This window comes from Novosphingobium sp. TK71 (assembly GCF_055361505.1).
Map to the genome: position 1 here is coordinate 802,378 of NZ_JBSZKA010000001.1, position 22,357 is coordinate 824,734.

Below are 22,357 nucleotides of genomic sequence, written 5' to 3' on the forward strand. Positions count from 1 at the left end.
GTTCTTTCCCCGGTTACTGGGTCTGGACCTCGTCGTCGGTCATCAGGTCGGCGCCGTCGAGCCAGTGCAGGATCTCGCGCGCGGCGGGATGGTCTATGCCTTCGTAGCGCGCGCGAAGACGGCCGCCGCGAACGCCGAGCCGCTCGTAGCCCACGTCCTGGAGGGCCGGAAGGTCCTGCTGCAACATTACGGCGAATTCATCTCCGAGAAGCCGGCGGGCGGCGGCGGCGAAGGCGGCGCCATAGGCATAGTCGCCGCCCTGCGCATAGACCATCGGCAGCGTCAGCGCCGGGATGCAGCCGAGATGGGCCTGGATCGCCGGGTTGATCGCATGGCCGGAAACATGCTCCGCGATACCTGCCGGGCGGCCGGTGAAGGCGCGCAAGTGCAGGAAGCGCGACATGCGCGCGCCGTCGTTGACGGGCCAGTTGTCCCACAGGCAGACCTTGCGGCCCAGTTCGCCCGCCACGCGTTCGAGATGGGCCGGGCCGATTTCCTTCGCGCAGACTTCCTCGCCCGTCCAGTAGACCTGCACGGCCGGATCGAGCAGGCGGCCGAGCTTGCCGAGATAGTCCGCCGGGCGGTCCGCGAAGACGAGGTCCAGCACCGGATCGTCGGAATAGTACGTCGGGCAGGTATAGACCCGCGTGGCCCGGGTGAGCCCGGCGCAGAAGTTGACCACTTCGGCCTGACGCTCCGCAAGTTCCGGCATGTCGCCGCGAAGGTCATCGAACAGCACTGCAAGGTCGTCTATGCCGATGGCGTCAAGCTCGGCGACGCGGCGCGTCAGGTCGGCGCGGGCGGCATCGTCGAAGGGGTGCGTGGAGCCGACCGGCGTGATCGCCATGCCGAAGCGCATCCCGGCGGCCCGGCACTCGGCGGAAAGGCGGGCGAGGGATTCGGCCTGCGCGGCGTCATGCGTCTTTCGCCATTCGCGCCGCAGCGAGCGGTCCGCCTTGGGGCCGTAGTGGTAGAAGCCGTAACCGGCCTCCGCCAGCGTCCTGACCACGTAGCTGCGCTCGGCCTCGTTCCAGATACGGCCGAAGCGCCCTTCGATCAGGCCCAGTTCCGGCTGAAGCACGGGCTTGGCGGCAGGAGCTTGCCGGGTCATTCCCGGTGATCCTCGCGGGCGCCGCCGATCCAGGTCGAGCGGACCAGACGGTCATCGCCCAGGTGGACGAGATCGGCGCGAAGGCCGGGCGCGATGGCGCCGGTTTCATGATCCAGCCGCAGGAAACGGGCGGGATTGCCGCTCGCCATGCGCGATGCGGTCACGATGTCGCAGCCGATCATGTCCATCGCGTTGCGCAGGGCCTGCGCCATGGTGAGCGCTGAGCCTGCCAGCGTGCCGTCCGGCCCGGTGCACATGCCATTGGCGACCTTGATGTCCTGATCCATCAGCGTGAACTGCCCCAGCGTGCCGCCCACCGGCGGCATGGCGTCGGTGACGAGCATCACGCCTTCATCTCCGCGGGCCGAAACCGCCACGCGCATGGCGGCGGGGTGGACGTGGAACCCGTCCACGATCAGGCCGAAGTGGCTGGCGCGGTCCTCCAGCGCGGCGCCGACCATGCCGGGATCGCGGCTGAGGAACTGCGTCATCGCGTTGAACAGGTGCGTGAAGCCGGCCAGCCCTTCGGCCAGCGCCGCGCGGGCCTGGTAGTAATCGGCCAGGCTGTGTCCGGCGCAGACGAGAACGCCCGCCTCGGCAAGCGCGCGCACCGTGCCCTCGGCGGCGAGTTCGGGTGCCAGCGTCACCACCCGGCGACCGGCGGTGGGTGCGGAAAGCCGTGCGATCACTTCGGGATCGACCCGCGTGAAGCGGTTCTGGTCGTGAATGCCCTTCTTGGCGACGTTGAGGTGCGGCCCTTCGATATGGACGCCCAGAACTCCGGGAACGCCTTCCGCCAGCGCGGCTTCGCCCGCTGCGATCGCGGCTTCCACCACTTGCGGGTAATCGCTGATGAGCGTGGGCAGCAGGCCGGTGGTGCCATAGCGGCGATGTGCCTTGGCGATCGCGCGAATGCCCTCGATGCAGGGCATGTCGTTGAACAGCACGTCACCGCCGCCGTTCACCTGGGTATCGATGAAGCCGGGCAGCAGGTAGCCGCCGCCAAGGTCGACGACCGTGCAGTCTTTCGGCAGGGCGCCGGGCGCGGCAAGGCCGTGGATGCGCGCGCCGTCCAGGATCAGCGCCTCGCCTTCCACCACGCGGTCGGCAAGGACGATGCGCGCTCCGATAAGGGCTGTCAGGGTCATAGCGTGCGCGTTACCTTGTTGAGGTGCGGAGGGTTGTCCGGATTGCGACCGCGCGCCAGCGAGAGTTCGTTGGCGAGGCTGTAGAAACTCTGGATCTGCCCGATGGCGCCCAGTACCGGATGAACGTCCGTGCGCGAAGGCAGGACGAGCGCTGCCGGGGCGATGCCCTCGGCAAGCCCGGCGGCGATCACCCGCGCGCCGCGTGCCGCGAAGTCCTCAAGCCGTTCGCGCAGGCCGGTGCGGGCCACGTCGAGCGGGGCGAGCACCAGCACCGGATCGCCTTCGCCCACCAGCGTCATCGGGCCATGGGCCACTTCGGCGCTGCTGAAGGCTTCGGCGTGCAGGCTGGAGGTTTCCTTCAGCTTGAGCGCGGCCTCGCCCGCGATGGGAAGCGTGGGGCCGCGGCCGAGCACCAGCATCTCGCCGGCGTCCCTGAGCAGATCGACCGCCGCGGTCCAGTCCGCATTCGCGGCTTCTTCCAGCACTTCGCCTGTCGTCTCGAGCGCGGCGAGCAGCGCCTCGTCCTGGCTCCACTCGGCCACGAGATGGGTGAGGGCGACGAGCGTGCAGACGAAGCTCTTGGTGGCGGCCACGCTGGTTTCGGGTCCGGCGTGGACGGGAATGACGATCTGCGCCAGTTCGACGAGCGGCGATGCGGCGTCATTGACCACCGCGATCACCACCGCGCCCTTTTCGCGCGCATCCTGCGCCGCCGCCAGCAGGTCGGGGCTGCGGCCGGACTGCGAGATCGCGATCAGCGGCACGCCTTCGAAACGCGGCGAAGTGGCATGATAGAGCGAGCCCACCGAAGGCGCATGGCTCAGCGTAGGAACGCCGGCATGGGTTTCCAGCAGGAACTTGGCGAAAGCGGCTGCCTGATCGGAACTTCCGCGCGCAAGGGTGGCGGCGAAAGGCGGTGCCAGCGCGCGGAGTTGCCGTCCGGCCTCGCGAACGAGATCGGCATTGAGCCGCAGCTGCTCGACGCAGCGCTGGGGAGCCTCATGGGCTTCGCGGGCCATCTGCGTACCTGCCTCAGGTGCCGCTCTGGTCTCTTTAGGTGTCGCTAGAGTCATGTCGAGGACAGATACCAGTTTCGATTTTTGGCACAAGTGGCATTAAAGTGGTTTTATATTTTACCTTCGTCGTGATACCGGTCTTACATCGCAAGTGAATTGTGACGGGAGAATCCGATGCTCAGGATCGAGATTGCCGCCTCCGATGGGCAAGGTGAAGTCAATGAGGACCGCGTCGGCCATCAGGGCGATGCGGCATGGGTGATCGACGGTGCCACTGGCATCGGGCCATCGCTGCTCGGCGCGCCGAGCGACGCTTCCTGGCTGGCGCGCAAGGCCGGCGATCTCCTGGCTGACACGCTGGCGCAAGCGCCGGAAATTCCGACCGTGGAACTGCTCCGCCAGGTCATGGCCGGATGCGCCGAAGCGCTGGCACGCGAACAGATCAGGCCTGCGGACGGCCCGCACGAGCACCCCTCGGCCGCCTTCGCGATGGTGCGGATCATCGGCGGCGAGGCGGAATTCACGACCCTGGCCGACTGCCGAATCGCGGCATGCGAAAGCGGCGGCGGCGCCCGGTTGTTCGGCAGTTCCGCGCTCGATGCGATCGAGGCCCGCACGATCGAGGCGATGAAGGCGATTGTCGCGGAAGAGGGCGATCTCGGTTTCGAGGCGCTCAAGGCCCGGTTGATGCCGGGGCTGCGCGCCAATCGCCGGTTGATGAACCGCGATGGCGGCTACTGGGTGCTCGGCACCCAGCCGGCCGCTGCGGATCATCTCTGGCAAGTGCGGATGCCCGTGCGGCCCGGCCAGAGATTCGCCATCGCCAGTGACGGTTTTCTGCGCCTCGTCGAACTGTTCGGCGCGGCGGCACCGGCCGATCTCCTCGCCATTTCCGGGCAGGAGGACTGGGCGCGCTGGCTTGGGCTGCTGCGCGATCTCGAGGACGAGCCCGATTCGCTGCATCGTTTTGCCCGCGTGAAGCCGCGCGACGATGCCAGCCTTGTTGTCTGTAGCTGGGAGGATGCGCGCTGATGCTGGTCATGGGATACATGAGCGGAACCTCGCTCGACGGTGTCGATGTCGCCCTGATCGAAACCGATGGAGAGCGGATCGATGCTTTCGGGCCGTCGGCGATGATCGCCTTTTCGGCAACCGAACGCGCCGTGCTCGAAAGGGCCACGCATGAGGCGCTGGCGTGGGACGGGCAGGGTGAAGAGCCCCGATCCTTCGCGCTGGCGGCGGATGTGATCGAGGGCGCGCATGTCCGCGCCGGTTTCGACGTGATCGCGCGGGCCGGGCGGCGGCCGGACCTGATCGGATTCCATGGGCAGACCCTGCTCCATCGGCCGGAGCGCAAGCTTTCCGTGCAAATCGGCGACCCGCAGGTGCTGGCCGATGCGCTGGGAATTTCAGTCGTGGCGCAGATGCGGCAGGACGATCTCATGGCGGGCGGGCAGGGGGCTCCGCTGGTCCCGGCCTATCATGCCGCGCTGGCAGATCGGATCGGGCTCGATGGGCCGGTGGCTTTCCTCAACCTTGGCGGCGTGGCCAATCTCACCTGGATCGGAGCCGACGGATCGCTGGTGGCGTTCGACACGGGGCCGGGAAATGGTCTTATCGATCAGGTGGTTCAGGCGCACGGCGCCGGTCGCTACGACGATGGCGGCCGGATCGCGGCGGCAGGCACGGTCAATCGGGATGTGCTGACGGACCTGCTTTCGCACGCGCATTTCCGGGGAGAAGGCCCGAAGTCGCTTGACCGATACGACTTTCCTCTCGAATGGGCCGAGGCCTGTTCGCTCGAGGACGCGGCAGCAACGCTCACGGCCTTCACGGCGGAAGCGGTTGCACTGTCGCTCCGCACCTTGCCGCAGGCGCCGAATGTCTGGGTCGTCTGCGGGGGCGGGAGCCACAATCCCACGCTGATGCAGGCCCTGCGCGATCGGCTTGGAGACTGCCGGACGGCGGACGAAGTTGGCCTTCGGAGCGACTTCGTCGAAGCCGAGGCGATGGCTTTCCTGGCGGCGCGCAGCCTGCGCGGCCTGCCGCTCACCTTCCCCGGCACGACCGGGGTCGCCCGCCCGCTCACCGGGGGCACGATCTGGCGCCCGGAACCGGCCGCGCTCGAATTGGTCTGATATCCTGCCAAATTTTATATCACCACTTGAATACCACACCTTTACATATCCATGACAGGTATGCATGGTGCAAAAACGCTAAAAAGGCACGCCGTCGAGTCTTCGGGTCGCACCAGAAACGACGGGATCTGGGTCCAGGGAAACGAAAATGAGGAAGTCATAAATGGTTAAGTCTCAACGACATACCGTGGCAATCGCAGCTCTCGCCATCGCGCTCTCGCAGGCGCCGGGCACCGCTTTCGCGCAGGCAGCCGATTCGGGCGAAGACGCAAACACCACCGCGGACATCGTCGTCACCGGCACCCGCATTGCGGTAGCCGGCCTGACGTCCAGCAGCCCCGTCGCTTCGACCGGCGAAGAGCAGATCAAGCTGCAGTCGGCGCTCACCGTTGAAGACTTCTCCACCAAGCTTCCGCAGCTTTCCGGCGGCGTTCGCCAGGGTTCGCAGGGCAGCGACGCCTTCGGCGCGCAGGTTCTCGAACTGCGCAACTTCGGCCAGAGCCGCTCGCTCGTCCTGATCGACGGCACCCGCGCAACGCCGTTCAGCTTCCGCAACTCGGCCGACGTCAACGCCATTCCCGCCTCGCTGATCAAGCGCGTTGACGTGCTGACCGGCGGCGCCGCCGCAGTTTACGGCGCAGATGCGGTCGCCGGTGTCGTGAACTTCATCCTGAACGATGATTTCGAGGGCATTCGCGGCACGGCCACCAGCCGCCTGTCCGAACATGGCGGCGCCACTTACGGCGGCTCGATCATGATGGGCACCGGCCTCGGCGATCGCGGCCACATCGTGATCGCGGCGGACTATACCCAGCGCGACCTGATCCGCTCGGGACAGCGGGACTGGGCGGAAACCCCCAACCAGACCATCCCCAGCATCGGCGGCGTCTTCACCGACGTGGCCAGCGGCCGCAAGTTCGGCTTCACCGACAGCGGCGACTTCACGACCAGCCCCTCGGCCACCTCGAACATCTCGGACCGCTACCCGCTGGTATCGCCGCTCAAGCGCATCAACGTCGCGGCGCTGTTCAAGTATGAGATCACGCCCCAGGTCGAAGTCTACGGCCGCGCGATGTATACCAATTCGCGCACCGAAGAGACCGGTACCCCCGGCGCCACGCCGGCCTCGGTGAACCGCACTGTCTCGATCAGCGAGAGCAATCCGTACCTCACCGACGACATCCGCAACCAGCTGACTTTCGTCAACGGAGCGGCGCAGGTGAACGTTTCGCGTTCGCTCGCCGAACTCGGCCTCATTAACTACGAAACCGAGCGGAACACGCTTCAGCTCCAGACGGGTCTGCGCGGCCCGCTGACCAGCGCGGTGAAGTGGAACGTCTACGCCCAGTACGGCCGTTCGACCGAGAACACGCTGATTACCGGCGATGGCCTCGTCACCAGCTCGACCGGCGCCAACAACTTCGCTTCGATCGTCAACAGCGTCAACATCTTCGGCCCGAACCAGACCGAACTCGCCGATGCCCTTGGCAGCTCGATCAACGGGTTCAACCGCAAGCGTGACCAGTTCGTCACGGCGGCAACCCTGAGCGGCACTCTGGAAGAGCTGTTTTCGCTGCCTGCCGGTCCGATCGGCTTCGCCGTCGGCGTCGAATATCGCCGCGAAACCGCCAGCATCGACCAGGATACGGCGCTTTTGACCGGCAATACCTACCGCCAGGGCGTTCAGGCGGCCTACAGCGGCTCGTTCGACGTCAAGGAGCTCTACGGCGAAGTCCTGGTGCCGCTCCTTCGGGACCTGCCGCTGATCCGCAAGCTCGACGTGGGCGGCGCCTACCGTCTGTCGGACTACAACATGTTCGGCACGCACGGCACCTGGAAGGTCGAGGGCAACTGGGAAGTCGATCGCAACCTGCGCCTGCGCGGCACATACCAGCGCGTCCTGCGCACGCCGAACTTCGGTGAGTTCGCAGCCAGCACCTCGTCGCTGCCGTTCAGCAACCTCGTGACGGTCGACCGCCTGAAGCCGCGCTACGGCGGCGATCCGTGCGTGCTGGGCACCGGCGACGCCGCCCAGTGCGCCCGCTTCGGTGCGCCGGCCGTCGGCTCTGCGGATTCCACGTCTGCCAGCTACCTGACCGGCAACTACTATTACGGCGGCAATCCGGACATCAAGCCGGAAACCGGCTACACCACGACGCTTGGCGCCGTGTTCACGCCGACCTTCCTTCCGGGCCTGAACCTGACCGTGGACTGGTACGAGCTTGACCTGCGCGGCGCCGTGGGCGTGATCCAGCCGATCGCGGCGATCACGAGCTGCTACGTCACCAATCCGACCGCCAGCAACCCGCTGTGCTCGCTGGTGACGCGCAACGCGGACGGCACCTTCAAGGACGCCTATGTCAACAACCAGAACCTGGGCCGTCTGCTGCAGCGCGGCTTCGACATCTCGGCGAGCTACACCCTGCATCCGGCATTCCTGCCGGGCGAAGGTGTGCGCCTGAGCTATCAGGGCAACATCGTCACCTCGTACCTGATCCAGGCAAACTCGACGGTTTCGGCGGTCCAGTGCAAGGGCACCTTCGGCGCCACCTGCTCCAGCGACGGCACCACGCTGGTGCAGCCGGACTATCGCCACACGGTCGGCCTCTCCTGGCTGTTCGACAAGGGCGTGGTCCAGTTCGACTGGCAGCGCATCGGCAAGGTCCGTTCCAGCACCGTCGGGTCTACCGAGACGATCTCGGCCCAGAACACCTTCGATCTGTCCGCCTCGTATGAGTTCACCGACGCGATCACCTTCAGCGCTGGCGTCTACAACCTCTTCGACAAGAATCCCCCTTATGTGTCGACGGGCGGTGTCTTCAACACCTTCCCCGACACATACGACATCCTCGGACGCACGATCGGCTTCTCGCTGACCGCGCATATCTGAGGAAAACCCACCCTGCGCGGCGCCCGGTCAACCTCCTCCTCCGGCCGGGCGCCCGCTTTTTTGCAAGGCTCTGATAACGGGAATCCCGTTCAGGGCCGGGTTCGGAGATGAATTCGATGACGCTCCCTTTCTCGATGGCAGACTGGCTGGTGATAGCCGCCTACCTGCTGCTGCTGGTTGCGGGGGGCTGGATCTTCACGCCGCGCAAGACCGAATCCGCGCATGAATACTTTCTCGCGGGCGGCAGCGTTCCGGCCTGGCTCGCGGCGATTTCGGTACTGTCGGCGACCCAGTCGGCAGCGACATTTCTCGGTGGCCCGGATTACGGCTATCACGGCGACCTGACCTATCTCAGCGGCAATATCGGCGGACTGATCGGCGCGATCTTCGTCGCCCATGTCATGATCCCGCGCTTCTACGCCATCAAGGCGACCACGGCCTACGAAATGCTGACATTGCGCTTCAGCGAGAAGGCGACCCGCTGGGCAGGGGGCATGTTCCTCGTCGGCCGTGTATTCGCGGGCGGTGCGCGCGTTTATCTAGCCGCGATCGCCCTGGCCATGGTCATCACCGGCGGCGTCGATGCGCAAGGCATCATGATCGCGGCAGCCGTTCTCGTCGTCGCGAGCGTGCTGTTCACGTTCGTGGGCGGCCTCAAGTCGGTCCTATGGAACGATCTTATCCAGTTCGTCGTCTACCTCGGTTCGGCCATAGCCGTCCTGGTGTTCCTGCGCATGTCGATCCCGGCCACCACCGGCGATATCATCCAGGGCCTCGCCAATACCCCCGAGGGTGTCAACAAGCTCAAGTTCTTCGATTTTTCGCTCGACCTTTCACGCCCGTTCTCGATGCTCGCGATCATCACCGGTCTGTCGCTGCTCTATATCGCCAATGCGGGCATGGATCAGGACACGACCCAGCGCCTGCTTTCGTGCAAGGACGCCAAGACCGGCGCGCGCAGCCTCTACCTTTCGGTTCTGGCCACCATTCCGGTGGTGGGCATGTTCATCGTCATCGGCCTCCTGCTTTATGTCTTCTATGACCGGCCAGACCTGATGGGCGGCGCCACGGCGGCGGCAGGAAACGAGTTCGGCGGCGAGAAGATCAGCATCTTCATGCACTACATCCTGACCCAGCTTCCCGGCGGCCTGCGCGGTCTCGTAACCGTGGGCATCTGCGCTGCCGCAGTGGCGACCACCAATTCGGCGCTCAACGCGATGTCATCGGTGCTGGTGCAGGACTTCTATCGTCCCTGGCGCGAAAAACGCGGCCCGGCGCCGGAACGCCATTTCGTTTCGGCCGGACGCGCCGGCATGGGCGTGATCGGCTTTGCCATGTTCGTGATGGCGGTGGTTTCGTTCTACTGGCAGCGTTACAGCGACATGGGACTGCTGGAGTTCGCGCTGCAAGTCATGGTATTTACATATGCCGGCCTGCTGGGTGTCTATTTTACCGCGCTGTTTACGGGGCGGGGCACCACGGGCTCGGTCATCGCGGCACTGCTTGTCGGCTTTGTCACCATTCTGCTGCTTCAGCCCGGTATCGCGCACGCCATCGGCCTTCCGCCGATCCTCAATGGGCTGTCGTTCCCGTTCCAGCTCTGCATCGGCACGGTCGTGGCCTTCCTCGTCTGCGCCGCTCCTGCAGGTTCGGGCAAGCACATGGCCCCGGCCGAATAATGATCCCCGGCCAGATAAACGTCACCGGACAGGGACAAAGGACAACATGAAAACTGAAGCGCTCGACCCCCGTTACGTCGATCTCGACCTCTGGCCGACCGAACTGGCGGTGGAAGCCATGCTCGAAGGCCAGATGGCGGCCATAGCGGCGATCCAGTCGCAGACCGTCGCCATCGCCCGCGCCGCGGAAGCAGCAGCCGGGCGCCTTGGCGAAACCGGCCGCCTCGTCTTCGTCGGCGCCGGCACCTCTGGCCGCCTTGCGGTGCAGGACGGTACGGAACTCTTCCCGACATATGGCTGGCCCATGAGCCGCATGGTGTTCCTCATGGCCGGGGGCACCAGCGCGCTTACGGAAGCCTATGAAGGAGCCGAGGACGATGTGGAGGCCGGACGCGCCGATATCGGCAATTGCGGGATCGGGCCTTCCGACATCGTGATCGGCGTCGCCGCCAGCGGCCGCACGCCCTATACCGTTGCCGCGATCGAGCAGGCACGGGCAGTGGGCGCGTTGACCATCGGGATTGCCAACAATCCCGGTTCGGTCCTGCTGGAGAAGGCCGAGCACGCCATTCTGGCGGTGACCGGGAGCGAGATCGTCGCCGGTTCGACGCGCATGAAGGCGGGAACGGCGCAGAAAGCGATACTCAACCTGCTCTCCACCGCGATCATGATCCGCCTGGGCCTCGTCTATCAGGGCCGCATGGTCGCCATGCGCATATCGAATGAGAAGCTCTTGCAACGGGGCAGGGGCATGGTTCAGGATATCGCCGGGGTCGATGCCGACGTTGCGGCACGCGCTCTCGAAGCGGCAGACAACGAAATCCGGCTCGGCGTCATTGTCGCGCTCGGTGTTTCGGCCGAAGAAGGGCAGGAACTGCTCGATGCACACAAGGGCAGTCTGCGCGAAGTCATGCAGGTGCTGGAAAAGCGAGATTGACCGAAGATGCGTGACATTGCCTGGACGCGAAGCGAGGAAGGGACGCCGCTCTATCTGCAACTCGCCCGCAGCCTGCGCGAGCATATCAGCAGCGGCGGGATCGATCCGGGCAGCGCACTGCCTTCTGAGCGCGATCTCAGCGAAATGGCCGGCCTTTCGCGCGTTACCGTGCGCAAGGGCATCGAACAGCTGATCGATGAAGGCGTACTGGTCCGCAAGCAGGGGTCCGGCACGTTCGTTGCCCGGCGGATCGAAACGGCGGGCTCGCGGTTGAGCAGTTTCAGCGACGACACCCGCTCACGTGGCGAGAACCCCGGTGTCGTCTGGATCTACAAGTCCTACGCGCAGCCCACCGAGGAAGAGGCTGCGGCTCTCGAAGTCCCCGCCACGGCGCGTGTCGCCCGTCTCGGCCGCGTGCGCCTTGCCGGCGGCGAACCACTGGCGATCGAACATGCCGTGATACCTGCGGAGTTCATGCCGGACCTCGATAGCCTGGGAGATTCCCTCTATCAGGCGTTGGAAGCGCACGGTTTTCGTCCCACATCCGGCACCCAGCGTGTGCGCGCTTCGCTAGCCACACAGACGGAGGCCGGCATCCTGTGTGTTCAGCAGAATTCCGAAGTGCTTCGGATTGAGCGAACCACGCGAATTCCGAATGGGCAGATCGTGGAATTCACGCGCTCGGTCTATCGCGGGGATCGCTACGAGTTCGTCACGGATCTCAAGGAAATCTAGGTCAGGGCCCGTGACACCGCGCACAGCGGTGCATGGTTTAACATAATGTACATTATCGATCTTGGTATGGGTTCTGCGTGAAGGGTCGTGATCGAGCCCTTTAGCCGCCGAATTAGGCTGAGCTCGCTGCCCGGATCGTCACAGGAATCGATTTGTAGGCAGGCGTTCCACTCGCCGGGTCATAATCGTCAAGCGGAACGAGGCAGTTGGCCTCCGGATAATAAGCTGCCAGCGATCCTCGTGCGATGGCGTGCTTCACCACGGTAAATCCCTCCAACGTTCTGCCGCCGGTCGCCGCCACGTCCACGGCATCACCGTGAGCCAACCCCAGCATAGCCAGATCGACCTCGTTGGCGAAGATGATGTCCCGACGCCCGGTTACGCCGCGATAGCGATCGTCAAGGCTGTAGATCGTCGTGTTGTACTGGTCGTGGCTGCGAATGGTCGTAAGCAGCAGCGGCTTGCTTGCCGCATCCTCGACATGAGGATGCGTGATGAACTGCGCCTTCCCGCTTGGGGTATGCCAGACACGCTCGCTCGGTCCGATCGTCAGCCGAAATCCGCCGGGCGTGCGAACACGCACGTTGAAGTCGCGGAAGTCCGGGTAGACGGCTTCGATCCCGTCGCGGATGAGATCGTAATCGGCGACCAGTTCGTCCCAGGGCACCCTGCTCTGCGGCATCGCGGCCCTGGCAAGACCCGCCACGATCGCGGGTTCGGACCGGACCATCGGCCCCGGTGCCTTGAGTTTACCGTGAGAGGCGTGAACCATCGACATGCTGTCCTCCACTGTGACCCACTGCGGTCCCGCGTCCTGCATGTCCAATTCGGTGCGTCCAAGACACGGCAGAACAAGGGTTTCCCTAGCCGTGAGCAGGCAGGTGCGATTGAACTTGGTGAGAATGTTCACCGAGAGGTCAAGATTGCGGACCGCGGCAAAGCAGGCCTCAGGGTCCGGCATCGCGACCGCGAGATTGCCGCCCAGCGCGATCAGCGCTTTGGAATGCCCATCGCGCATCGCCGCCAGGGCTTCCACCGCGTTGTGGCCATGTTTGCGCGGAGACTTGATGCCGAACGTGGCATCAAGCCGTTTCAGCATGTCCTCTGCGGGAATTTCGGTGATGCCGACGGTTCTGTCGCCCTGAACGTTGCTGTGTCCGCGCAGGGGACAGATCCCGGCACCAGCCTTGCCGAAATTGCCGCGGAGCAGCAGCAGATTGGCGATCGCCTGCACGTTCTGGGTGCCATGGCGATGCTGGGTGATCCCCATGCCGTAGCAGACGATGACACGCTCTGCTGCCGCATAGACTTGCGCCATGCTTTCTATGGCGTCCCGCGCCAAACGGGATTCCGCTTCGATCCACGTCCATGAGGTTGCCTCGATATCGGCCCGCAGCGCTTCGACGCCTTCGGTATGTTCCGAGATGAAGGCCTGATCGAGTATTCCCGGCGTGGCCTCTTCCATCGCGAACAGGGCCTTCATCATCCCTTTCAACATGGCCATGTCGCCGCCGATACGCACCTGATGATAGGCCGAGGCCAGCGGCGTGGCGTGCGTAGACAGCATTTCGGTCGGGTGCTGAGGAGACTTGAACCTTTCAAGTCCGCGTTCGCGCATGGGATTGGCGACGATGATCTGCGCGCCGCGCTTGGAGGCAGCCGCCAGCGTCGAGAGCATCCGGGGATGGTTCGTGCCGGGATTGTGACCGATGCAGAATATCGCATCGGCGTGGTCGAAATCCTCCAGCGTCACTGTGCCCTTGCCGATGCCGATGGACTTCGGAAGACCGGTGCTGGTGGCTTCGTGGCACATGTTCGAACAGTCGGGGAAGTTGTTGGTCCCGAACTCACGAGCGAAAAGCTGGTAGAGGAAGGCCGCCTCGTTCGAGGCCCGGCCAGAGCAATAGAACTCCGCCTGATCGGGATGGTCGAGCGCCTGCAAGGCAGCCCCTGCCCGTATGAAGGCCTCATCCCAACCGATCGGGACGAAGTGATCGGTTTCAGGATCATAGCGAAGCGGCTCCGTCAGGCGGCCTGCGTCCTCAAGCTGATGGTCGCTCCACTCCCAAAGCTCGCTGGCGGAATGGAGCGCGAAGAACTCCGGGTCTACGCGTTTGACGGTCGCTTCCCAGGTTACCGCCTTGGCGCCGTTTTCGCAGAACTCGAAGGAGGATGTATGCTTAGGATCGGGCCAGGCGCATCCCGGACAGTCGAACCCGTCAGGCTGGTTCATCTGGAGCAAAGCCCGCGTATCCGGGCTTGCCTTCATCTGTTCGCGAACCGTCCGGGCAACGGCCGCCAGAGCCCCCCAGCCCCCTGCCGGTCCCTTGTAGTCACTGATGCCCTTCAGGGAACCGCGTTCGTTCTGGGTGTCGGTCATCGGCAAGTTTCCCCGGAGCCATTTTTGGACATCGCCTCGGTAATGTCATCTTACTTACGAAACGCATTTTCCAGCGAATTCGACCGAGCGTGGTCATCAACAACCGCATCAGGGCAATGCATAAGCGATGACCTCGTCGCCGATCGGCGTCTCCATGAAGTGATGACCGCCCGGAGCGATCACCAGGTATTGCTTGCCGTTCATCATGTAAGTCATCGGCGTGGCCTGGCCGCCGGCAGGCAGCACGTCCTTCCATAGGACCTTGCCGGTCCTCAGGTCGATTGCGCGGATCAGGTTGTCCGTCGCGGCCGCAATGAAGATCACTCCGCCCGCCGTTACGACAGCGCCGCCGTTGTTCGGCGTCCCGATCGTCAATGGAAGCATCGAAGGGATGCCGAAAGGCCCGTTGGTGCGTGCTTCACCCAGAGGACGATCCCAGATCGTACGCCCGGTCGCCATGTCGATGGCGCGGATACCGCCATAGGGAGGCTGCTTGCAGAGCATGCCGGTGAGCGGCAGGCGCCAGCCGGCATTGACGTCAATCGCGTAAGGCGTGTGGGCTTGCGGATCGCCCGCGCCTTCGGCACCGCCGATCTCGCCTCGTGCCTGATCGCGCGGCGCCCAGCCCTTCCTGTTCGCCTCCGCGCGAGGAACGAGGCGCACGTAATTGGGCATGTCGTTGTAATTGGCGATGATCACACCCCGGCGCGGATCAACCGCAATGCCGCCCCAGTCGGTACCCCCGTTATAGCCGGGATACTCGATCGAGCGGCGATCGCTTTCCGGCGGGGTGAAGAAGCCCTTGTAGCTCGCTTTGCGGAACTGGATACGGCAGATCATCTGGTCGATCGGCGACATGCCCCACATGTCCCGCTCGGTCAGATCCGGCTTGCGCAAGGTATGCCACAGGGACACCCGCTGGACCGGTGCCCGCTGCGCCGGCTCGACCCCACCTCCCGGCGCCTTGATGGTGCCGACAGGTGTTAGCGGCTGGCCGGTGCGCCGGTCCAGCACGTAGATATCGCCCTGCTTCGATGGCAACACCAGCGCCGGCGTTCCCTTGAAGTCCACCAGCGTCGCCTGTGCGCCGAAGTCGTAGTCCCAGACGTCATCCCTTACCGCCTGGAATTTCCACCTGGGCTTGCCGGTTGCCACGTCGAGCGCGACCAGTGAAGTGGCAAAGTCCCTTTCCGGCGGACGACGCAAACTGGAGTAATAGTCGGCCGCCGCGTTGCCCATCGGCAGGTAGACGAGACCGAGTTGCTCGTCGCCGCTTGCGATAGTCCACATGTTCGGCGTGCCTCGGGCCCAGGTCTGTCCTTGCGGGGGGTAACCGTTCCAGTCCGGGTGCATCATGTCCCAGGCCCAGCGCAGCTTGCCGGTGATCGCGTCGAAGCCTCGGATCACACCGGAAGGTGCCCAGCGATCCTGCCCGTCCAACACCTGATGGCCGGTTACGACGACACCGCGAACGATGGTCGGCGGAGAGTTGATGGAAACATACCCCGGAGGAGTGTCGCCCATCCCGATCTTGGTATCCACCTCCCCGTTCGTGCCGAAGCCCGTACAGCGCGCGCCCGTACGCGCATCAAGCGCAAAGAGGCGGGCATCGAGCGTTCCGTAGATGATCCGCCGGGCGCAGGGCTGATCGGCCGGCGCATTCGGAACCGCAAAGTAGCTGACGCCGCGGCAGGCCGCCGTGTAGGGAATGGCATCGTCCGCAACCTTGGGGTCGAACTTCCAACGCTGCCTGCCCGTGGCTGGATCCAGCGCGAGAACCATGTTCTTAGGCGTGCAGACATAGAGCATGTCGCCGACCTTCAGCGGCGTATTCTCGCCGCCGTAAGTCTTGGCGATCTTTGCGGACGACGGTGTATCGCCGGTATGGATGAGCCAGGCTCGCTTGAGTTTGCCGACATTGGCTGCCGTGATCTGGCCCAGCGGAGAGAAGCGGCGAGCCGCCTCGCTGCCGCCATAGGCAGGCCAATCGTCTCCCGCGGAGGCCAGCGAAGGATCGCTCATCTCGAAACGCAGATCTGGCAGAGCCGATTGAGGGCCACGATCGGCCATGCGGGCGAAGATCGTCGCGGTCACCCCGGCCAGGGCTATGCCGGCAACGGCTGCGCCAAGGCCGAATTTCCAGCGTGCCGGATGAACCGAAAGCGTTGGCATGACCAGGAAGCAAGCCACCAGCAGGACAAGCGGTGCGACCACCCGAGGCACCAGCGCCCAGTTGTTTGTGCCAACTTCGCCCAGGGCCCAGATAACCGTCAACACGAAGATTATGCAGTAAAGCCAGCCGCCGAGGATGTTCCTGCGCAGAAGCAGCGCTCCCGAACCGAGCAGGCCGATCCCGGCAAGAATATAGTAGGCCGAGCCGCCCAGCCCTGCGAGCCAGACCCCGCCTATCGTCAGTATCGCTCCGATCGCTGCAATGATGCTGCCCAGGACGATTGGCGCCGGCGATGGCCGGTGCTGCGCATTTCGAGACAGCATCATTCACACTCCGGAAACATTTTACGGCTGCGATCATGGAATGACAGGAGAGGCGTAATGTTCCAGAAAACTTCGTGTAGTCCTGACGCTATCGCTGATTTGCGACGTCAGCGGCGCTGACGCCGGCCAGCCACAGACGCGCTCAGGAAAAGCGGCTGGCAGGAAAAGCGGCTGGAAGTATCGGCTAGAATGGAATCTCGTTCGCTTCGTAGTCGAGCAGTTTGCCGCTATCGGGCACTTTCAGCTCTTCGATGACGTCAAGCAATTGCAGAGCGGCACGCTCTGGGTCGAACAGCCGCCCGGGCGGCACATTGCCCTGGAATGGCCGGGACAGAGCAGTGTCTACGGTGCCGGGATGCAAGGCAACAACGATCGCGCCGGGATTGCGGCGACGTTCCTCGATGGCAAGATTGCGCACCAGCATGTTGAGCGCCGCCTTCGACGCGCGATAGCCATGCCATCCGCCAAGACGATTGTCCCCTATCGAACCGACCCGCGCCGAAAGTGCCGCAAATACCCCTCGTCCGCCTTTCGGCATGAGCGGCAGGAAGTGTTTCGCGATAAGCGCGGGACCGATGGCGTTCACGGCATGGATTTCTGCAAGCCATGCAGGATCGAGATCCGCCAACGCCTTTTCCGGGGCGAGACCCTCCCTGTGCAGCAAGCCAGTCGCTACGATTATCAAGGTCGGCGCTGGCCCCTTGGCAATGTGTCCGGCCGCTTCCGCAATGCTTGCCTCGTCAAGAAGATCGAGGTGCTGCGATCCTCCACGGGACCGAGCGAAGCCGTGAACGACCCTGAAAGCCCCCTCCTCGATCAGCGCAGCTTCGAAAGCGGCACCGATGCCGCCCGATGCCCCGACGACGACGGCGGACGCTTCGCCTCTTCCGGTCATGACCGGATGAAGCGCCAATTGTCGGCGTCACTTTCGTCCGGGGCGAACCGATATCCGTCGCTGTCAAACCCGCGCATCGCATCTGCATCGACGATGTGATGCTCGCACATCCACCGCGCCATCATGCCGCGGGCCTTTTTCGCATTGAAGCTCACGAAACGGGGGCCGTCCGGGCCTGGCTCGCGGAAGTCGACGTGAATGACGCGCAAGCCCTTCAGCTTGTTCTCGACGGCGGCAAAATACTCCTGGCTGGCCAGATTGAGCACTACGCCAGACCCCTCGTCCGCGACCTGCTGGCGCAACAGCGCTGCGATGCGGTCACCCCACCAGTCGGTCAACTTCTTGTGCCGGGGCGCCCAGCGCGTACCCATTTCCAGGCGATAGGGACGGATCGCATCCAATGGCCGGAGAAGCCCGTAAAGGCCGGACAGAATTCGCACATGGTCCTGTGCAAAGTCCACACCCGACTCGTCCAGCGTGTCCACCTCGAACCCCGTGTAGACATCGCCGGCAAAGGCATAAAGCGCCTGTCGCTCGGGCAGTTCGGCAAAGTCGCGGAACCGGTCCGCATTGAGCTTTGCGAGGCGCGGCGAGATCCGCATCAGCTCCGCCAAACGCTTCTGCGAGAGGTTGGCCGCCGATTTGGCGAGATTATGCGCTTCCTCGGTGAAATGCGGCGTCGTGGCGGCAATCGCGGGCAACGTCCGTTCGAAGTCGAGGGTCTTGGCGGGAGAAAGCAGAACGATCATGTCTCACGCGGTAGCTAGGCCCGGATGATGCGTCAAACCTCGACGTTCATTCTTTCCGCGTCGGCCGGAGATCGGCCGAAGGCGCAAGTCTGCGCATCATCCGTTTGCGGGAATGTCCAGTTACATAGGGGCTTGCGGTCCCGTCCAATCTGGCGCAGCGCCGCCGCAAGAGCTTTGAATGGAATTCACGATATGAAATTGGGCATGGGACCGGCCATCTCCGGGTTGGCCATTGCGCTCGCCGCATTCCTGGGTTGCGGACAGGGCTCCCTTGACGCAAGGGCCGAGACCATCGCCTCTCCTCAGGAGCGCGCCCGCATGAAGGAGGCCCTGGCAAACGATCCGGGCGTCCCAATCCTGGCTCCGCAAGGTTACGATGTCACCGTGGTCGTCTTCTCGGACTACCAGTGCCCATACTGCCGCAAGTTTCACGCAGACCTGAACCGGCTCCTCGCCTCAGACCGAAAGCTGCGTGTCGTCTACAGGGACTGGCCAATCTTCGGAGGCCTATCGCGCGAGGCCGCTCGCGTTGCCATGGCAACGCGCTATCAGGGCAAGCACGCTGCCTTCAATGACGCCCTGATGGCTGGCCCGGTCAAGCTCGATGCAACAACCATTCGCCAGGCAGCGGCGCGCGCCGGTGTCGACTGGCCCCGGTTGCAGACCGACCTCAAGCTCCACGGCAATGACATCGATGCGGCCTTACAGAGGACCGGACGGCTGGCGGAGACCCTTGGTCTCTCAGGAACGCCTTCGCTGGTTATAGGCGACTACCTCATTCCCGGCGCCATCGATTTCGCGACTTTGCAAAGGGTCGTGCAGAAATCTCGAAGCGGGAAGCCGTGAAATGCGTAAATCAGAACATCGCGCGCACGCCGAATACCGCTGAAACACCGGAAACATCCTCACCAGCAGCCCGTGCGAGGTCTGCCGTTCCGCCGAGTTTACGCTCCCAGTTGACGCCAACGTAAGGCGCTAGCGAGCGGTTGCGTTCGTAGCGAAGCCGAGCACCCAGTTCGAGACGCTCGAAGCCTGCGCCAACACTCAGGGCGGGCACGTCCTGAAACGCGAAATCTATCTCGGCTTCAGGCTCGACGACCAGTGACTGCGTGATGCGCTGGGTGTAACCCGCCTTGCCGCGTGCATGAATGTCGCCCTTGTTCGAGACGAGCAACTGACCTTGCAACTCGAACCAGTAAGGCGCCAGTCCTTCGATGCCAACCAGCGCGTAGGTTCGCTGCGGATCGGGTCGGAAGTCCTGCCGCGTACCGAGTTGCAGGTTGAACCAAGGGTCCAGCGCGTGGCGCCAGTAGGCGTTAAGCTCAATTCGCTCGGCACGCTGACCGAATGTGCCCTCACCCTCGCTGGCCAGCACGATCCGGTCTATATCACCGCCGTACCACGCCTGCCCTTCCCAGCCGAAACCGTCGCCGCCCTTGCCGGTGCGGAATTCCAGTTGATCAACCTGAAGGGCGAAGGTGTTGAACCTCATCTCCTTCACCATTGCCGCGCGCGAGGCGGCCATGCGGTCAGGCGCGAAGAAGCGGTCGGCGGGAAAATCGGTCGGCACCGGGGGGGGCGGAGCATCGCCCGGCTCATCGGAGACGGTGCTTGCGGGCATGACGTGGGCGGAGTGATCCATGCCTTTCATGTCCGCTTCGCTCATGTTCATGCCGGACATGTCCATCTGCGAATGGTTCATGCTGGCATGGTCCATCCCGGCATGTTCATCGGCCCGTGAGGATGCAGCCTCACTCTCCTGCGCGTGTGCTGCAAGCGGAAAACCGGCCAGCAGGAGCGAGGTAAGGATCGGGAAGAGTCTTGCCATCAGGCTTCTCCCTCCCGGCGCACCGTCACCACGCGCATCATCCCGGCGTGCATGTGCAGAAGCATGTGACAGTGGAACGCCCAGTCACCCTCTGCATCGGCAGTGAGATCGAACGAGACCTTGCCGCCCGGCAGCACGTTGACGGTGTGCTTGCGCGCGCGGTTCCCCGGCTCGCCGCTGACAAGTTCGAAGAAGTGGCCGTGGATGTGGATCGGGTGCGGCATCATCGTGTCGTTGATGAGATTGACGCGCACGCGCTCGCCCAGACGGAACGGTATCGGTGCCGGGTTTTCCGACATCGCCTCGCCGTCCATAGACCACATGTACCGCTCCATCGCAGCAGTCAGGTGCACGTCGATCTGGCGGCTCGGCACGCGCGGATCGGGATTGGGGTCGCGCGAGCGCAGATCGGCGTACGTCAGCACGCGGTGATCGACGCTTTCCAGCCCGGTCGGCCGGTCGGCAAGTCGGTCCGCGGGCATCGGCGAGAGCGTGGCAACTCCCGGCCCCATCTTCACGCCGGCGGCGACCGAAGGATCGCGCATCGACATCGAATGGCCGCTCATCGAACTGATGGCGGGCTTGCTGAGATCGATCTCGCCGCCCTCGCCCATATCCATGCCGCTCATGTCCATGCCCATGTCGCGCATGGTGAGGACCGGACGCTCACGTAGCTTCGGCGTTTCGCCGACGAGACCCGGCCGCTGTGCCAGTGTCGCGCGCACGAGCCCGGAGCGGTCGATGGCCTCGGCGATCACGCCGTAGCTTTCCGCGGTGCCGGGTTCGACGATGAAGTCGTAAGTCTCGGCAATCGCGATCTGCACTTCGTCCGTCTCGACCGGTTGCACAGGATTGCCATCCGCTGCCACCACGGTCAGCGGCAGGCCGGGGATGCGGAAGTTGAAGTTGGTCATCGACGAGGCGTTGATGACGCGCAGGCGTACTTTCTCGCCCGGTGCGAAAAGCCCGGTCCAGTTCTCGGCATTGCCGTGGCCGTTGACGAGGAAGCTGTAGGTCGATCCGGTCACGTCCGAGATATCGGTCGCATCCATGCGCATCTTCCCCCAAGCGAGGCGGTCGGCCAGCGACTGGTCCTTGCCTGCCAGCAGCCCCGCAAGCGTCTGGCGCTGCCGGTTGAAGTAGCCGCCCATCATCTTCAGGCGGCGCATCTGTTCGTGCGGATGGATCGGACTCCAGTCCGATAGAACCAGCACATGCTCACGGTCGCAAGCGATCGTATCGGGGCCGGCGGGGTCGATCACGATCGGGCCGAACAGCCCTTCCGCCTCCTGCATGCCGGAGTGCGAGTGGTACCAGAACGTGCCCGAATGGGTGAGCGGGAACTCGTAGACGAACGTTTCGCCCGGATCGATGCCGGGGAAGCTGACGCCCGGCACACCGTCCATGTGGAAGGGCACCAGCAGCCCGTGCCAATGGATCGAGGTCTGCTCCTTCAGGTGGTTGGTGACGGCGATGCGCACCGTCTCGCCCTCACGCAGGCGCAGCAGCGGCGCGGGCAGTGTGCCGTTCACGGTCACCGCATGACCCGAGCGCCCGCCGGTCGCAAAATGGCTCTCGCCGATCTGAAGCGCGATGGTATCGCCTGACAGCACACCTGGCTGGTTACTCGCATGGACAATGCCCGCCGTCCCGCTTCTTGCCCAAGCCGGGAACAGCCCCGCCATGCCAAGGCTCCCGGCGAATGCACCGCCCAGCGAGAGGAAACGTCTGCGTTCGAGCAGGTGACTATGGTGAGTATCGCGCGGCGTCATGCTCTTCATACGCCGTCTGGGCTGCTACCCCTCGGAGAGATGCGACAATTTTTGCCGAGCGCGATAAATTCGTGTTTCCACCGCCTTGCGGCTGATCCCCAGGATCGATGCGGCTTCATCCTGCGATAGCCCCTCCAGCGCGCAAAGCAGCAGCGGTTCCTTCAGCGCATCGGGCAACGCCGCGATTTCCGCATGGATATGCGCGACCTGTCGGCGCGAGGCCAATCCCTGTTCGGGATCGAGCCCGCCATCGGCAACGCCGGCCGCTTCCTCGATCGGCAGCGCGAAGGAGAAGAAGCGCCGGACCTTGCGGCGACGCGCCCAGTCGTGACACTTGTTGAGCGCTATCCGCAGAATCCACGCCCGAAAAGGCCGTGCCGGATCATAGCGCCTCAGCGCCAGAAAGGCAGCGACGAAGGCCTCCTGCGTTATGTCGAGCGCATCTGCTTCGTTGCCGACATGCGCTCTTGCGAAACGAAATACCGCCTCCCGGTGGAAGCCCATGAGAGCGGAATAGCCTGCCTGTCGCCCGGCGAGCGCGGCCCGGACCGCTTCGGCCTCGCTCAACTCCGATCCGGCCACC

Annotated in this window: 17 protein-coding genes; 7 read left to right on the forward strand and 10 right to left on the reverse strand. The window is 64.3% G+C overall.

All coding sequences use genetic code 11. From position 1 onward, the window contains the following. Positions 1-13 precede the first annotated feature (13 nt). Genes ACXJ16_RS19815 through ACXJ16_RS19825 form a run of 3 tightly spaced genes read right to left on the reverse strand, consistent with a single transcriptional unit; the run spans position 14 to position 3,278 of the window. Positions 14-1,111, reverse strand: coding sequence for a beta-N-acetylglucosaminidase domain-containing protein (locus ACXJ16_RS19815; RefSeq protein WP_443478884.1), 1,098 nt, complete (start codon positions 1,109-1,111; stop codon positions 14-16). Beyond that, positions 1,108-2,259 carry an N-acetylglucosamine-6-phosphate deacetylase gene (nagA, locus tag ACXJ16_RS19820; RefSeq protein WP_463923112.1) on the reverse strand — a complete coding sequence of 384 codons (1,152 nt, stop codon included), beginning with the start codon at positions 2,257-2,259 and terminating at the stop codon, positions 1,108-1,110. Before nagA ends, ACXJ16_RS19815 begins: the two co-directional genes overlap by 4 nt. Continuing rightward, positions 2,256-3,278 (reverse strand): SIS domain-containing protein, encoded by a 1,023-nt coding sequence (locus tag ACXJ16_RS19825; RefSeq protein WP_463923113.1) that lies wholly within the window; start codon positions 3,276-3,278, stop codon positions 2,256-2,258. Before ACXJ16_RS19825 ends, nagA begins: the two co-directional genes overlap by 4 nt. 171 nt (positions 3,279-3,449) lie before the next feature. Between ACXJ16_RS19825 and ACXJ16_RS19830 the strand changes: the two genes are divergently transcribed. The 6 genes from ACXJ16_RS19830 (at position 3,450) to ACXJ16_RS19855 (ending at position 11,654) form a co-directional block, all read left to right on the forward strand. After that, a complete protein-coding gene (locus tag ACXJ16_RS19830; protein ID WP_463923114.1) occupies positions 3,450-4,307 on the forward strand; it encodes a protein phosphatase 2C domain-containing protein in 858 nt (285 codons plus the stop codon). Then, a complete protein-coding gene (locus ACXJ16_RS19835) occupies positions 4,307-5,413 on the forward strand; it encodes an anhydro-N-acetylmuramic acid kinase (protein ID WP_463923115.1) in 1,107 nt (368 codons plus the stop codon). The genes ACXJ16_RS19830 and ACXJ16_RS19835 overlap by 1 nt, the downstream gene beginning before the upstream one ends. Before the next feature lie 163 nt (positions 5,414-5,576). Further along, positions 5,577-8,303: a TonB-dependent receptor domain-containing protein gene (locus ACXJ16_RS19840; RefSeq protein ID WP_463923116.1), complete on the forward strand. Its 2,727-nt coding sequence runs from the start codon at positions 5,577-5,579 to the stop codon at positions 8,301-8,303. A gap of 116 nt (positions 8,304-8,419) precedes the next feature. Next, on the forward strand, positions 8,420-9,982 hold the full coding sequence (locus ACXJ16_RS19845) for a sodium:solute symporter (protein ID WP_185999694.1): 1,563 nt from the start codon (positions 8,420-8,422) through the stop codon (positions 9,980-9,982). Positions 9,983-10,028: 46 nt separating this feature from the next. After that, positions 10,029-10,919 (forward strand): N-acetylmuramic acid 6-phosphate etherase, encoded by an 891-nt coding sequence (locus tag ACXJ16_RS19850; protein WP_463923117.1) that lies wholly within the window; start codon positions 10,029-10,031, stop codon positions 10,917-10,919. Positions 10,920-10,925: 6 nt separating this feature from the next. Beyond that, positions 10,926-11,654 carry a GntR family transcriptional regulator gene (locus tag ACXJ16_RS19855; RefSeq protein ID WP_185999696.1) on the forward strand — a complete coding sequence of 243 codons (729 nt, stop codon included), beginning with the start codon at positions 10,926-10,928 and terminating at the stop codon, positions 11,652-11,654. A gap of 112 nt (positions 11,655-11,766) precedes the next feature. On the opposite strand, the gene ACXJ16_RS19860 is transcribed toward ACXJ16_RS19855, so the two are convergent. The 4 genes from ACXJ16_RS19860 to yaaA all read right to left on the reverse strand — a co-directional run bounded on the left by ACXJ16_RS19860 (position 11,767) and on the right by yaaA (position 18,174). Further along, a complete protein-coding gene (locus ACXJ16_RS19860) occupies positions 11,767-14,034 on the reverse strand; it encodes an FdhF/YdeP family oxidoreductase (RefSeq protein WP_463923118.1) in 2,268 nt (755 codons plus the stop codon). 108 nt (positions 14,035-14,142) lie between these two features. Next, on the reverse strand, positions 14,143-16,530 hold the full coding sequence (locus ACXJ16_RS19865) for a membrane-bound PQQ-dependent dehydrogenase, glucose/quinate/shikimate family (RefSeq protein WP_132468916.1): 2,388 nt from the start codon (positions 16,528-16,530) through the stop codon (positions 14,143-14,145). Between the two features lie 184 nt (positions 16,531-16,714). Beyond that, a complete protein-coding gene (locus ACXJ16_RS19870) occupies positions 16,715-17,425 on the reverse strand; it encodes an SDR family NAD(P)-dependent oxidoreductase (protein ID WP_054441989.1) in 711 nt (236 codons plus the stop codon). Next, the gene (gene yaaA, locus ACXJ16_RS19875; protein ID WP_463923119.1) at positions 17,422-18,174 is read right to left on the reverse strand and encodes a peroxide stress protein YaaA; all 753 of its coding nucleotides are present in this window, start codon (positions 18,172-18,174) and stop codon (positions 17,422-17,424) included. Before yaaA ends, ACXJ16_RS19870 begins: the two co-directional genes overlap by 4 nt. 204 nt (positions 18,175-18,378) lie before the next feature. On the opposite strand from yaaA, the gene ACXJ16_RS19880 reads away from it, so the two are divergent. Then, the gene (locus ACXJ16_RS19880; RefSeq protein ID WP_165913202.1) at positions 18,379-19,020 is read left to right on the forward strand and encodes a DsbA family protein; all 642 of its coding nucleotides are present in this window, start codon (positions 18,379-18,381) and stop codon (positions 19,018-19,020) included. Between the two features lie 10 nt (positions 19,021-19,030). On the opposite strand, the gene ACXJ16_RS19885 is transcribed toward ACXJ16_RS19880, so the two are convergent. From ACXJ16_RS19885 to ACXJ16_RS19895, 3 genes are read right to left on the reverse strand one after another with little or no spacing between them, the layout of a single operon-like run. After that, complete coding sequence (locus ACXJ16_RS19885) at positions 19,031-20,002, reverse strand: copper resistance protein B (protein WP_185999698.1); 972 nt, start codon at positions 20,000-20,002, stop codon at positions 19,031-19,033. Next, positions 20,002-21,783: a copper resistance system multicopper oxidase gene (locus ACXJ16_RS19890; protein ID WP_292636116.1), complete on the reverse strand. Its 1,782-nt coding sequence runs from the start codon at positions 21,781-21,783 to the stop codon at positions 20,002-20,004. The genes ACXJ16_RS19885 and ACXJ16_RS19890 overlap by 1 nt, the downstream gene beginning before the upstream one ends. A 15-nt stretch (positions 21,784-21,798) precedes the next feature. Next, complete coding sequence (locus ACXJ16_RS19895) at positions 21,799-22,356, reverse strand: RNA polymerase sigma factor (RefSeq protein WP_054441939.1); 558 nt, start codon at positions 22,354-22,356, stop codon at positions 21,799-21,801. Position 22,357: the final 1 nt, after the last annotated feature.